This is a genomic window from Neomelitea salexigens DSM 19753 (assembly GCF_000422345.1).
In the GTDB taxonomy this organism is placed as follows: Bacteria; Pseudomonadota; Gammaproteobacteria; order Pseudomonadales; family Spongiibacteraceae; genus Spongiibacter; species Spongiibacter marinus_A.
The window spans coordinates 85,034-98,669 of record NZ_AULP01000008.1 but is presented as its reverse complement, the minus strand read 5'-3'; the positions used below and the strand labels follow the sequence as shown (position 1 = coordinate 98,669).

Below are 13,636 nucleotides of genomic sequence, written 5' to 3'. Positions count from 1 at the left end.
GAGGGAGGGCGCGGCAATTAAACCGGTATTCTCCAAGCCGCCCTCATCGGGCGGTCGACTTGTCTTTTTGGGCGGCCTCGCGCTTGCCCTGATCCTTCTGGGTGCCCGCCTGGAGTCTATGGCCCCCCTTCGCACCCAGCTTTCTGTTGTTGCCGCGCCGTTTTACTGGCTGGCCGATGTGCCTTCTCGCTTGAGTGCTCAGTTTAGCGGCGTGTTTAGTAGCCGCAGTGAACTGCTTGAAGAAAATCGCGCCCTGCGTGCCGAGTCGCTGATCCTCAACGCCAAGCTGCAGAAATATATTGAACTCAGTACGGAGAACGTCCGCTTGCGCGAGCTGATGAACTCGGCGGAGCGTGTCAAAGACACGGTGGTCGTTGCCGAAGTTGTCGGTGTGGCCTCCGACCCCAATCGGCATATGCTAGTGGTGGATAAAGGCAGTCGCGACAATGCCTTTGTTGGTCAGCCAGTGATCGACGCCAAGGGCCTGCTGGGGCAGATTGTCGACGTGGGCGTCTACCACAGTCGGGTGTTGCTGATTACCGATAGCGCCCATGCTATTCCCGTGCGAATTAGCCGCAATGGTCTGCGCGCGGTGGCTGAGGGTAGTGGTCGTATCGACGAGCTCAGTGTTGCCCATGTTGCCGCGACAACGGATATACAAGTGGGGGACTTACTGGTGAGTTCGGGCCTCGGCGATCGCTTCCCATCGGGCTACCCTGTGGGCGAAGTCACCCGAGTTGCCATAGACCCGGGTAAACCCTTTGCTGAAATTAACGCCCGCCCTTTGGCAGAACTCGACCGCAGTCGCAATGTGTTGCTGGTATTTAGCGAAAAAATTGCGGTGGAGTAAGTCATGGACTCTCATGCTCAGGGGCTGATTTTTGTCGCGGTAAGTTTGCTGGCGGCACTGGTGCTTACCATAGCGCCGCTTTCCGCTGGCCTGGCCTGGCTGCGGCCGGATTGGTTGATGCTGGTATTGATATACTGGCTACTCGCAATGCCCGAAAATGTTGGCATCGCTCTGTGCTGGATGTGCGGCATAGTCCAGGATATTTTGCTCGGAACGGTGTTGGGGCAGAATGCGTTTTCGCTGGCCGTCGTCGCCTATATTATTCAAATATCCTACCAACAGCTGCGGATGTTTAGTTTGCGAAAGCAGGCGGCGCTGATCGCCCTGCTGGAGTTGTTCCGCATTCTTGTCGATCAGTGGGCGCAAAATTTAAACGGCGTTTCTCAGACGCATTGGTTGGTTTTTCTGCCGGTATTTTCCACCGCCTTACTTTGGTTTTTCCTGCGTCCGATGATGTCGTGGTTGCAGCGCTTATTTGTGGCGTACTGATATGACCTTGATCCTTGCTTCTGCGTCCCCGCGCCGTGCTGATCTGCTGGGGCAGTTGGAGTTGTCGGCAGAGATTTGCCCTGCCGACATCGATGAGAGTGTTCGACTTGGTGAGCTCCCCGATGACTACGTGCTGCGAATGGCACAAGAAAAAGCCAATGTGATTGCGCAGCGATACCCCTCTGCCGTGGTATTGGCTGCCGATACCGCCATCGACCTCGACGGACACATTCTCGGTAAACCCTGTGACCGCGCTGACGCAGCGAAGATGTTGCGCGCCTTAAGTGATCGCAGTCACCGAGTGCTCAGCGCAATAGCAGTGTCGCAAGGCGGTGTTCAATATAGTGAGCTGGTGGCTACTGAGGTTTCTTTCGGCCCTTTGAGTGATAGCGATATCAATGATTACCTCGCCAGCGGAGAGGCCGATGACAAAGCGGGCAGCTATGCTATACAGGGGCGCGCCGCACAGTTTGTTCAGCGTATCAATGGCAGTTACAGTGGGGTGGTAGGGCTACCGCTATACGAAACCCGTAAAGCGCTGCGCAAGGTGGGTATAAATCCCCCGACAGCATTGGCAGAGTGAAAGCATGAGCGAAGAAATACTGATTAACGTAACGCCGGTTGAGACGCGGGTTGCGGTCGTTGAAAACGGGGTATTGCAGGAAGTCTATATCGAACGTACCCGCTCTAAAGGCATTGTTGGAAACATCTACCAAGGCAAGGTCGTGAGAGTGCTGCCCGGCATGCAGGCAGCGTTTGTTGAAGTTGGCTTGGAGCGAACCAGTTTTATTCACGCTTCGGATATTGTCGCCCTTGAGCAGGAGGGCGGTGAGCACGCGGATATTCGCAGCAAAATCCGCGAGGGTCAGCAGCTTACGGTTCAGGTTACCAAGGACCCTATGGGGACCAAAGGGGCGCGTTTGAGTACCCGCTTGTCGGTGTCGTCGCGGTACTTGGTCTACATGCCAGGGGGCTCTCATCTCGGTGTGTCTCATCGCATTGATGATGAAGACGAGCGGCAGCGCCTGCGAGGTTTGATGGAGAAAATCCTGCGTGACGGCGATGATAATGAACCCCTAGTACTGACGGATGGCTACATTCTGCGCACGGCTGCCGAGGGGGCGGGCGAGGATGAACTGCGCGCAGATATCGCGTTTTTGCGTCGGCTATGGTTGGCGGTAGAGCGTCGCATGAAGCGTGATACGGCACCCTCAGTAATATATGAAGACCTGCCGTTGTTTATGCGGACAATGCGTGATTTGGTGCATCCCGGTTTGGAAAAAATCCGCATCGATTCCCGGGAGAGTTTCCAGCGTGTCGATGAGTTTGCCAAAGACTATCTGCCGGAGATTCGCTCTAAGCTGGAGTACTACCCAGGTGAACGGCCGATCTTCGACCTTTACAGCGTTGAAGACGAGATTCAGCGCGCCCTTGGCCGCAAGGTTGAATTGAAATCAGGGGGCTACCTGATTATCGACCAGACCGAAGCGATGACCACCATTGATATCAATACCGGGGCATTTGTCGGTCATCGCAATCTGGAAGAAACCATATTTAAAACGAACCTTGAAGCGGCGGCAGCCTTGGCTCGTCAGCTTCGCCTGCGCAATTTGGGCGGCATTATTATTATCGACTTTATCGATATGAAAGATGCCGAGCACCGGCGGCAGGTATTGCGAGCGCTAGAACGCGCGATGGAGAAAGATTACGCGAAGACCAGTATTACCGGGGTTTCTGAGCTGGGCCTGGTTGAGATGACGCGCAAGCGCACACGCGAGAGCCTAGAGCACGTGCTGTGTGAAACCTGCCATTACTGTCACGGCCGCGGTTCATTGAAGTCGCCAGAGACGGTTTGCTACGAGGTGTTTCGGGAAATACTGCGCGAAGCCCGAGCCTATGAAAGCAACAGCCTATTAGTGCTGGCCTCGCAGGAGGTGGTCGACCGCTTGTTAGATGAGGAGTCGGCCAGCGTTGCCGATTTAGAAGAATTTATCGGTGCTAGTATTCGCTTTCAGGTTGAGACGATGTACACCCAGGAACAGTTCGATGTTGTGCTGCTGTAAATCCGCTGTTTTAGCGCGAGTGGCTTGATCGCGATGCTACAGGGATTGTTGCGGCGAGCCTACGCCCTGGTCTGGAGCTTAGCACTACTGTTACTCGTGTTGCTGGCGCTCTACGTCAGTTTGGGGCGTCAATACATCGGCTTAGTGTCGCGCTACCAAACGGAAATTTTTAATGAACTTGAGGCGGCGCTTGGTATTGAGCTTCAGGCGGAGGCGCTGACGGGAAGTTGGTCGGGGTTGTCGCCGGTCTTAAGGCTGGAAAGCCTGGATATTGGCGGCGGTGCCATCAAGCTGGATCGAGCGAAAGTGGTGCTCGACCCAATTGGCAGTTTGCTCGGTGTTGGTCCACGCCTAAAGCAACTGCGTGTCGGTCACATTGAGCTCGACTTACTTCAAGATAAGGCTGGGCGCTGGTCGATCCCCGGTATGTCCGGGGGCAGTGGCGGGACAAATCTAGACACCCTGCTCGATGTTGTACTCGCGGTGCGCCGGGCGAGCATGCAAAGCCTGGATGTTAGCTTAACCTTTGCTGATGGCAGCAAAACCTCGGTGCGCAGTCGCGACTTCAGTTGGTCAAGCGATGGGCATTTCCGGCGCAGCTATGCCAGCCTGAGCGCGGATCAAACCGGCGAGATCCGCCTTATTGCCGAAGCCTATGGTGATCCGCGCGATCGCGATTTCCGGGCATCGGCATTTGTATCGCTTGATGACAGTCGCTTCTCAGCCCTCGCTCCTTTGTTTCGCAATCAGCAGATTATTCACAACCCGGTGGACGGCCGCCTTTGGCTGGCTTGGCAAGCGGGGCGCCGAATGGTGGCAAAGGGGGTGATTCGGGCAGATACCCTGGCGGCGGGTGCCCTGTGGGGATCGACCGAGCAATTTCACGATGTCTCAATGGAGTTTGTCGGCCATCACCGCGGTGATTTCTGGCAGATAGGCTTTAGCGATTTTTCGGCCAAGTGGCGCGACCAACAGTTGGATTTGGCGGGGCTATCGCTCACCCACCAGGGCGACGTATCGTGGACGTTTTCTCTGCCCGCGCTGGATTTGGCTGCAAGTACGGCGCTGCTCAGCGACAGCGGTGTGCTAAAGCGCGATCTACAGGACACCCTCGATACCTTGCAACCATCGGGGCAGCTTAAAAACCTTCACTTGAATATTAAGCGCAGTGAGACATCCAGCTTCTCGCTGCGAAGTGAGCTGTCAAATGTCGCGCTAGCGCCCTGGCAAGGGGCACCGGGTGCAGAGGGGGTAAATGGCTACCTGGAGCTCGACGAAAATTCCGGAACTGCGGTGATCGATACCGACGCGCTTAGCCTGGCGTTTCCCAATTTATATCCCCAAGCCTTCACGCTCGACAATATGAGGGGTGAGGTACATTGGCAACTGAACAATGACCGGCTGGTACTGCGAAGCTCGCCACTGCAGGCGCGAGACGCAGACGCGCCGCTAACAGCCCTGCTACGGTTAGATCTGCCGCTGTCAAAAGAGGCCTCAGAGCCACCGCTAATGACCTTGGCGATAGCGGCGCAGCGATTGCCGCTGGCGTCGGCGAAGGCCTATGTTCCCGACGTACTGGACGCCGGTTTGCGGCGCTGGCTGGATCAAAGTATTCGCGCGGGCCGGGCATCCACGGCTGAATTTATTTACCGGGGGTCGCTACGCAGTGGCGACCACGATGGGCGCACGGTGCAGTTGAAGCTCGATACGCGAGCGCTGGCGTTGGCCTTTCACGATGAGTGGCCCGAGGTTGCCGCCGAGCGGGCGCAGGTGTACCTCGATGACGGACAGGTGTGGGCCACGGCGTATGCGGGAAACTTCGTGGGCATGCAGCTGCCGCGGGTTGATGTACGTCTAGATGATCATGGCGGCCCGGTGTTGACGGTGAATACCGCGGCTAGTGTGCGAGCGACGGCTGTTCAGAACCTGTTTAAGCGCAGTCCTCTCGGGGCAATGACAGGGGGAGTATTAGATGACTGGCGCATGGAAGGTGTGGTGGACAGCAGTTTCTCGCTGACAATGCCCTTAGTCGGTGAGCCGCAGCCAGAGGTGGCTGTGCAAGCGGATTTAGCACTGTCTGAGCTTACCTTGCCGGATGTTAATTTGTCCTTGAATAACGTCCGTGGCCCTCTGCAGTATCGCAGTGATAGCGGTTTGAATAGTTCCGGCTTGCGGGCGTCGGTGTTGGGGGAGTCTATTCAAGGACGCATAGAGCAGCGCGGTGACGTCGTTCATGTGAAGGCGTCCGGGAAGATGGATATGGCCGCCGTGCGCGCATGGCTACAGCAGCCTGCGCTCGGGTTTTTGCAGGGGCGCACAGATGTGAGTGTCCATGTGCAAGCCGGCGGCAAACGCCCTGGGATTGAAGTCGAGTCGGCGATGCGCGGAGTGGAAGTGCGATTACCACAGCCGCTATACAAGGGCGCCGATGAGTCCCGGCCATTGAAAATTTATCAGTCCTTTGCCGGTTCAGGGGCGCCGCTCAGCGTCGAGCTTGCCGAGTCGTTTCGTTTGCAATACCGCCAGCGTGATGGCGCGATTTCCGTGACACTTGGCGATGGCAACCGAGCGCCCTTGCGCGAGGGGGCGTTGAGTATTGGTGGGGGGCTGGCGTTTGCTGCCATGGATCAGTGGCAGTTGGCTCTCGACAATTATTTAGAATGGCAGTCTCTGCAACCCGTTGCCACGGCGGGAGGGGAAGTCCCGGTGTTTGTTGATCGCTTGCAGGTCGATGAACTGGAAGTGCTCGGGCGAATACTACACTCCGCAAATATCAGTGCCCGGTCTGAAGCGGGGGATTGGACGCTGCGTATCGACAGTGATGAGGTTGCAGGGAATATTGCCCTGCCATCGCAGCTGGGTGACCCCTACGTGTTGATGCTGGAGCGTCTCGCGCTGCCAAGCCTTGGCAGCAGTGGTTCCGCTGCCGAGCATTTAGGCGATGTTGATCCGAGGTCGTTCCCAGCCTTGGATGTCGATATTGAATCACTCAGTATTGGCGGTAAAAACTATGGCCGTGTCGGTTTTGACCTTCGCACAGACCTGTTTGGCGCGCATTTCTCAGCGCTTCGGGGGCAGGTGTTGGGAATCGACTTGGGCGACGCCAGCAGGCAAAACGCCTTGCATTGGTGGTATCAGGAAAATGGCCGCCGAGGTTCTCAGATCAAAGGTAAATTTGCGGTTCGCGACATGGGGAAAGTGCTCAGCTCGCTCGGCTATGAACGCTCTCTAGAGACGCGCTCCGGCGGCTTTGATGTCAATGTGAGTTGGCCAGGCTCACCGGACCAATGGGCGATGAGCGCGAGCCAGGGAAGGGTGAAATTTGCCTTAAAGAATGGTCGATTTTTAAAGACCTCGGATGCGGCCAGTGGCGCATTGCGCGTGTTGGGTATTTTTAATATGACCAATATAGTGCGCCGCTTGAAATTCGATTTTCGAGATGTATTCCGCAAGGGCGTACATTTTGACGACATGCGCGGTGAGCTGGGTTTTGGCCAGCAGCAACTGGTGCTAACTCAACCGCTGGAAGTCAGTGGGCCGTCGAGCCGGTTTCAGATGAGCGGTAATATCGACCTCGTGTCGGAGGCCTTAGATATGCGGCTGGTTGCCACCCTGCCTGTTGGCAGTAACCTGCCCTGGGTCGCCGCGCTGGTTGGTGGCTTACCGGCTGCTGCGGGAGCGTATGTGGTAACGAAGGTGTTCGAAGAGCAAGTCGATAGTTTCTCCAGTGCGGTGTATGACATTCGGGGCACGGTTCAACAGCCTGAGCTCTCCTTCAAAAAGATTTTTGACGTCTCGCCCACTGAGTTAAAGGGGCAAGAGATGCCGTCGCAGGTTGCGCCATGATACTGCGTACCTCGGCGGTGCAAATGGTGTCCGGCGCAGCGGTGAGCGTCAATCTGAATGACGCGTTAGAGAAGCTGGAAGAGGCCTCTTGTCAGGGAGCGCAGTTGGCGGTGCTGCCAGAAAATTTTGCCTGTTTTGATAGCGGTTCAGCGCTGAAGGATGTGGCTTGCCGAGAGCAGCAGCACGCAGAGATACGGGGAAGGCTGGCCGAGCAGGCTAAACGTTTGGGGATGTGGGTTGTCGCGGGAACGCTGCCATTGCCTGCAGCGGATGGTCGTTGTTATGCCAGCTCGCTGGTCTTCAATGACAGCGGTGAATGTGTCGCCGATTATCGCAAGTTACATTTGTTTGATGCCGATGTTGGCGATGCACAGCAACGCTACCGGGAGTCGGAACACTACGCTCCCGGTGAGCGGCCCTGCGTTATTGATACCCCCTGGGGGCGGCTTGGCGTAGCGGTCTGTTACGACCTGCGCTTTCCCGAGTTGTTTCGTCTAATGCTCGATGACGGGATGGAGCTGTTGGCGTTGCCGGCGGCGTTTACACGGCGCACGGGGCTGGCGCATTGGTTGCCCTTGCTGAGGGCGCGTGCCATTGAAAATCAGGTAGCGGTCATTGCGGCAAATCAGGGCGGTATTCACAGCACGCGCCGAGAGACATCCGGAGGTTCCTGCGTGATTGACAGCTGGGGGCGCGTACTCGCCGAACTCGGGTTTGGCGCTGGCATTGCGACAGCTGAGATCGACATGGCGGCGCAGCGAGCGCTGCGCCAAAAAATGCCGGTGTCACAACACCGGCGATTCTAGTTCTACGCCTGGCCTTCTTCTTCGTTGGCAATCTGCTGAAGTTCGCGCAGGTAGCGAAAGAGCTTGCGCGCTGCCGCGGGGGGCTTATTCGCCGCTTTTTCTTTGCCAGCTTGCATGAGTAATTGGCGAAGCCGCTGTCGATCGGCATTGGGAAAACGTTGCAGTGCCGCGTCGACGCCCTTCACGCCGGCGGCCAGCATATCGTCTCGCAAGCCCTCTAGCTCGTGAAAGCGTCGCGCCAATGCTTTTTGCCCTTGCTCCTGTTCAAGCAGCGCAGCTTCAATGCCGCTGGCATCAACGCGGCGCATCAATTTTCCGATGTACTGCATTTGCCGGCGAAGCCCTTCGCGGCTTTTAATTCGCCGCGCCGTGGCAATGGCTTCCTCAAGGTCGGGGTCGTTGATGGGAACCCGGGCCAAATCGGCATTGCTTAAGCCCACCAGGCGGCTGCCCAGTTTTTGCAGGGCTTCCATTTCGCGCTTCAGCGCGGTTTTACTCGGGCGTTCTTGATCGTCTATATCGGTCACAATAACGGTTGCTCTATCGGCGTGGCTTGAGTGGGCCTCAAGCGTAAAAATACGTGGCTAGTCCGAGGAAGGACATAAAGCCGACAACATCGGTAACGGTGGTTAACACAACGCCGCCGGCTAATGCGGGGTCGATGTTTAGCGCCTTCATTACCAGCGGCAAAATAGCGCCGGCCAGTGAGGCAGTGATCAGGTTAATTACCATGGCGGCTGCGATAATGGCGCCGATTAAGGGGTCGTTAAACCAGTAACTGGCGGCCAGCGCGACAATTAATGCCCACAGCAGCCCGTTCATGAGCCCAACCAGAACCTCACGATTAATCAGCCAGCGACTGTTATTGCGGCTGATATGGCCAAGGGCCATACCGCGAATCACTACGGTTAATGTTTGTGTACCGGCGACACCACCCATGCTCGCGACAATGGGCATGAGCACGGCCAGTGCGACGACCTTTTCAATGGTGCCTTCGAAAAGATTAATAACACCGGAGGCAATAAAGGCCGTCAATAAATTGATGCCGAGCCAAATGGCGCGCCGCGGCGCGGTGGTCATTACCGATGCAAAGGTGTCTTCGTCTTCATCGAGGCCGGCCATACTCATCAGTGAGTGGTCGGACTCTTCACGGATAACATCGACGACGTCATCGATGGTAATTCGGCCAAGTAGCAATTGATTGTCGTCGACCACGGGGGCGCTGACCCAGTCCCGCCGCTCGAAGAGGTTGGCAACATCGCGCGCGGGCATGGAGGCCACAATGGGCTCAACCTCGGTGTCCATGATTTCACGAACGGTAACGCTGGGGTCGGAAACCAGCAGCTTTCGCAGCGACAGTGAGCCAATGAACTGGTCATTGCGGTTCACCACCAGCAGACTATCGGTCATTGCGGGTAGCTCTTCGTGCCGCCGCAGGTAACGCAGTGCGACGTCCAGGGTGATGTTAGGTCGCACAGTGATGGTGTCGGTGTTCATCAGACCACCGGCACTGTCCTCGTCGTAGGACAGTATGTGCTCAACGCGCACCCGGTCTTGATGGTCCATCGACTCCAGCACTTCGCGAATCACGCGGTCCGGAAGTTGCTGGAGTATGTCGGCGATATCGTCGGTTTCGAGGCCTTCGGTGATCGCGGCGACTTCCTCGGCATCCATGTGCCGCAGGAACTGACTCTGCACCTCGTCGCTCAGATGCTGAAGGATGTCACCCTCATTTTCGGTATCGACAAGTTGCCACAGCACGCCCCGCACTTTTTGCGGTGTCGACTCAATAAGGTGGGCGGCATCGACGGGGGGCAGGCCGTTGAGCATACGCCGAATTTGCAGAAACGCGCCGGAGCCCAGAGCTTCATTCAGTAGCTCTAGGCGGCTTTCAGCTTGGGGCTTTTCTGCGGTTTGGGCCATATAGCTCTCTGCGTTGCGTTCGGCTTTCTGCTGGATAGCAGTCACACAGTGTGGCGAGAATTATCCTTTAATCTTCGCTGGGCAACAATTGCAGACGGACGAAATCACGCTGAAATGCGCAGTATTTGATTTATTCGCCTTCGTCAAAGCGGCGTTCGATCAAGTCGACGAGAGCGTCGAGGGCTGCTTGTTCATCTTCCCCTTCGCAGCGAATGTGCAGAGTCATGCCTTTGCTGGCCGCGAGCATCATCACCGACATGATGCTTTTCCCGTCGACCCATTGCTGCCCAGCCGATACCTGAATGCGAGAGGCAAAGGCGGTGCTGGTGGTCACGAATTTGGACGCAGCACGGGCGTGAAGGCCGAGTTTATTAATGATGGGAATTTGGATTTCTTGCATCGCCTTGTCCAGCCCAGGTTAGTGCTGAAGTTCGCGGTGGCGAACTTGCAGGCCAGGACAGGTGTCGCGAAGCGCCTTAGCCAGCTTTTCGGCCATGTATACTGAGCGATGTTGTCCACCCGTGCAACCGATCGCGATGGTGAAGTAGCTGCGACCTGCAGATTCTATTTCAGGCAGCCAGCGCTGCAGATAAGTGAGTATGTCGCTATACATCTGTTGGACTTGAGGCTGGGCGTCGAGGAAGTGCTGAACGGCGTCGTCGCGGCCGCTAAGGCTGCGCAGCGCCTCGTCCCAGTGAGGGTTGGGGAGCATGCGCAAGTCGTAGACTTGGTCGGCATCAATGGGTAGGCCGCGCTTAAAGCCGAAGGACTTTAGCTGTAATGCCATGCGGCTAGCGTCGACGCCGAGAACGCGGTCGCGTATGGTGGCGCGCAATTGATGCGCGGTCATGTCGCTGCTATCGATGGTCAGCGATGCCTCGGCGACAATGGGCTCCAACAGAGCGGACTCTTGTTTTATGGCGTCGCTAAGCGGCTGGGAGTCGGTGCTCAGCGGATGTCTTCGGCGGGTCTCGCTAAAACGCTTAATGAGCTTGTCGTCGCTGGCATCTAAAAAAAGAATGCGCAAGCTGGCCAGGCTTCTAACTTGTTTGCACAGTTCTTGGAAGCGGGCGAGCTCCGTCTGCGAGTTTCTCGCATCGATACAGACAGCAACCTGCTGATGGACTTTCAGGGTGCTTTGAGAGAGTTCGGTAACGAGTGCAGGCAGCAGTGACACCGGCAGGTTGTCGATGGCGTAAAAGCCTTCGTCTTCGAGCTGGTGCAGCGCCGTGCTTTTGCCCGAACCTGAGCGGCCGCTGAGAATGATAAGCTTCACGCCTAGCTCGCTACCGCACGTTCATAGAGGTTGCTGTCGCTGTCTGCGCTGCGAAGCTGCTGGCGGAAAGCGTCATCGTTGAAGGCGTTGGCCAAGCTCGCCAACACTTTAATGTGTTCGTCGTGCGCTTCGGCAGGAACGATCAACGCAAACACTAAGTCTACGGGTTGGTCGTCAATTGCTTCGAAGTCGATAGGCTCGGCAAGTTTAAGCAGCAGGCCGGTAATTTCGGTGCACTGCTGGCTGCGACAGTGGGGAATTGCAACCCCGTGCCCGATACCTGTGCTTCCGAGTCGCTCGCGAGCGAGCAGCTCGTTGAACAGTTCGTCGGCGTTGAATTGCGCATTATCCTCACTGACAAAAATAGAAATTTGTTCCAGTAGGCGTTTCTTGCTGCCCACAGACGTACCGCAGTGGGTACGTCCGGGGCTGAGTATTGAATCAAGGGTCATGTTTACGTTTCCGGAACATTCCCGGGCCTTTAGCGGCCCAGGTTTTTCTCCTTGTGTTTAATAAGCTGGCGATCGAGCTTGTCGGTGAGACTGTCGATGGCCGCGTACATATCCTCTGATTCACAGGTGGCGAACAGATCGGCGCCGGCCACATGTACGGTGGCTTCAGCTTTTTGAACCAGCTTTTCTACTGACAAGGTAACGTCGGTATTGGTGATATTGTCGAAGTGCCGTTGCAGCTTGGCGAGTTTGTTGTTGACGTAATCGCGAAGTGCCGGGGTGACTTCAACATGGTGACCACTGACGGTTATTTGCATATCTTGCTCCTTCATCGCTGAGAACATCCGGCGCCTCCCGGCGCGTTGTTTGGGCCTGTTCGGGCCTTATTAGACTAGTCTTTTCCGTTCGTTAGAGGGCGGAATGACTAGTGATTCCCTGTACTTTGCAATGGTGCGCCGGGCGACTTTGATGCCTTGCTCGGCCAACAGTTGGGTGATTTTGCTGTCGCTTAGCGGTTTCTTGGGGTTTTCTGCTGCAATTAATTTTTTGATCAGTGCACGAATTGCCGTGGAGGAGCACTCTCCTCCAGTGTCGGTCGATACGTGGCTGGAGAAAAAATATTTGAGTTCGTAGATGCCCCTCGGGGTATGCATGTATTTTTGCGTGGTAACCCGTGAGATCGTCGATTCATGCATGCTCACCGCATCGGCGATATCGTGGAGCACCAGCGGTTTCATCGCCTCGTCGCCGTACTCCAGGAACCCGCGCTGATATTCCACAATTTTGGTGGCGACTTTCATCAGTGTTTCGTTGCGGCTCTGCAAGCTTTTAATGAACCAGCGCGCTTCCTGGAGGTTGTCGCGAATATAGTCTTTGTCGCTGCTGGTGCCGCTGTCTTTGGCGAGCGATGCGTAGTGGCTGTTAATTTGGATTTTCGGGGCAATGTCTGGGTTTAACTCAACTAGCCAGCGGCCTTCTTTTTTGCTGACGAATACATCCGGTACCACATACTCCGTTTCGTCGTTCCCCACGCAGTCGCCGGGAGTGGGGTTCAGCGTTTGAATGAGTGCCAGGGTATCGCGCAGTTGGTCTTCTTTCAGCCGGCAGCGACGCATGATTTGGTTGTAATCACGGTTGCCGAGCTGGGACATATGCTGCTCGACAATCTGCAGTGCTTCAGCCAAGTATGGGGTGTCTGGGGAGAGCTGTCGAAGTTGAATTAACAAGCATTCTTGAAGGTCTTGGCCGCCGACACCCGGGGGGTCAAACTGCTGGATGAGGTGAAGGACAGCATTCACTTCTTCTATTTCGATATTGTCGTCGTCGAAGGCGTCCACCAGCTCTTCGGGGCTGACGGTGAGCCGCCCTTTATCATCGATCGCGTCGATGATGGCATCCGCGACGATGCGATCAAGGTCTGAGAGTCTGCTGAGATTGAGTTGCCAGCGCAGGTGGTCCTGAAGTGACTCTGAGCTGCCGTGACGATAGTCGTTGTTGTAGTCCTCGTCGGCGCTACCGGCCGCGGAGGAGCTTGGCGCGGAGCTTTGATAGACGTCTTCCCACTGGCTGTCTACCGGCAAATCTTCGGGGATGTCGCTGCGCTCGGCCCACTCACTGTCGGCGTCGTTGCTGGGCGCTTCCTCAGAAGAGGTCGTTTTTCCTTCAGCCTCATTGGCGTTGCTCTCGCTCTGGCTGTTGCTGCTCTGGGGTTCCGGGCTGTCGCTGTCTTCCTCCACTTCGAGCAAGGGGTTGGAGTCCAGTGCCGACTGAATTTCCTGTTGGAGGTCGAGGGTGGAAAGCTGTAATAAACGAATCGCCTGTTGCAGCTGGGGCGTCATGGTCAGCTGCTGACCGACTTTTAGCTGGAGCGATTGTTTCATAGGCAATGACTTCTACTACAACCATACCTGAGGGATTAAATGCCGCTATTT

13 protein-coding genes are annotated in these 13,636 nt (G+C 56.2%); 6 read left to right on the top strand and 7 right to left on the bottom strand.

Annotated features, from left to right (window positions below; all coding sequences use genetic code 11):
- Nucleotides 1–16 precede the first annotated feature (16 nt).
- From mreC to H573_RS0112480, 6 genes are read left to right on the top strand one after another with little or no spacing between them, the layout of a single operon-like run.
- On the top strand, nucleotides 17–850 hold the full coding sequence (mreC, locus tag H573_RS0112505) for a rod shape-determining protein MreC (RefSeq protein ID WP_084498057.1): 834 nt from the start codon (nucleotides 17–19) through the stop codon (nucleotides 848–850).
- Nucleotides 851–853: 3 nt separating this feature from the next.
- Nucleotides 854–1,339 carry a rod shape-determining protein MreD gene (mreD, locus tag H573_RS0112500; protein WP_036256726.1) on the top strand — a complete coding sequence of 162 codons (486 nt, stop codon included), beginning with the start codon at nucleotides 854–856 and terminating at the stop codon, nucleotides 1,337–1,339.
- Between the two features lies 1 nt (nucleotide 1,340).
- Entirely contained in the window at nucleotides 1,341–1,922 is a 582-nt protein-coding gene (locus H573_RS0112495) for a Maf family protein (RefSeq protein WP_027874578.1), read from the top strand.
- Between the two features lie 4 nt (nucleotides 1,923–1,926).
- Nucleotides 1,927–3,402 carry a ribonuclease G gene (gene rng / locus H573_RS0112490; RefSeq protein WP_027874577.1) on the top strand — a complete coding sequence of 492 codons (1,476 nt, stop codon included), beginning with the start codon at nucleotides 1,927–1,929 and terminating at the stop codon, nucleotides 3,400–3,402.
- Nucleotides 3,403–3,435: 33 nt separating this feature from the next.
- Nucleotides 3,436–7,248: a YhdP family protein gene (locus tag H573_RS0112485; RefSeq protein ID WP_027874576.1), complete on the top strand. Its 3,813-nt coding sequence runs from the start codon at nucleotides 3,436–3,438 to the stop codon at nucleotides 7,246–7,248.
- Nucleotides 7,245–8,054: a carbon-nitrogen hydrolase family protein gene (locus H573_RS0112480; RefSeq protein WP_027874575.1), complete on the top strand. Its 810-nt coding sequence runs from the start codon at nucleotides 7,245–7,247 to the stop codon at nucleotides 8,052–8,054. The genes H573_RS0112485 and H573_RS0112480 overlap by 4 nt, the downstream gene beginning before the upstream one ends.
- A gap of 2 nt (nucleotides 8,055–8,056) precedes the next feature.
- Here the strand turns inward: H573_RS0112480 and yjgA are convergent, their stop codons facing one another.
- From yjgA to H573_RS0112445, 7 genes are all read right to left on the bottom strand, one after another.
- Nucleotides 8,057–8,581, bottom strand: coding sequence for a ribosome biogenesis factor YjgA (gene yjgA / locus H573_RS18075; protein WP_234701872.1), 525 nt, complete (start codon nucleotides 8,579–8,581; stop codon nucleotides 8,057–8,059).
- A gap of 37 nt (nucleotides 8,582–8,618) precedes the next feature.
- Nucleotides 8,619–9,977, bottom strand: coding sequence for a magnesium transporter (gene mgtE / locus H573_RS0112470; RefSeq protein WP_027874574.1), 1,359 nt, complete (start codon nucleotides 9,975–9,977; stop codon nucleotides 8,619–8,621).
- A gap of 130 nt (nucleotides 9,978–10,107) precedes the next feature.
- On the bottom strand, nucleotides 10,108–10,377 hold the full coding sequence (locus tag H573_RS0112465; RefSeq protein ID WP_027874573.1) for an HPr family phosphocarrier protein: 270 nt from the start codon (nucleotides 10,375–10,377) through the stop codon (nucleotides 10,108–10,110).
- A gap of 18 nt (nucleotides 10,378–10,395) precedes the next feature.
- Entirely contained in the window at nucleotides 10,396–11,253 is an 858-nt protein-coding gene (gene rapZ, locus H573_RS0112460) for an RNase adapter RapZ (protein WP_027874572.1), read from the bottom strand.
- A gap of 2 nt (nucleotides 11,254–11,255) precedes the next feature.
- Complete coding sequence (locus H573_RS0112455; protein WP_027874571.1) at nucleotides 11,256–11,705, bottom strand: PTS sugar transporter subunit IIA; 450 nt, start codon at nucleotides 11,703–11,705, stop codon at nucleotides 11,256–11,258.
- A gap of 29 nt (nucleotides 11,706–11,734) precedes the next feature.
- Nucleotides 11,735–12,022 (bottom strand): ribosome hibernation-promoting factor, HPF/YfiA family, encoded by a 288-nt coding sequence (gene hpf, locus H573_RS0112450; protein WP_027874570.1) that lies wholly within the window; start codon nucleotides 12,020–12,022, stop codon nucleotides 11,735–11,737.
- Nucleotides 12,023–12,091: 69 nt separating this feature from the next.
- On the bottom strand, nucleotides 12,092–13,585 hold the full coding sequence (locus H573_RS0112445) for an RNA polymerase factor sigma-54 (RefSeq protein ID WP_027874569.1): 1,494 nt from the start codon (nucleotides 13,583–13,585) through the stop codon (nucleotides 12,092–12,094).
- Nucleotides 13,586–13,636 lie beyond the last annotated feature (51 nt).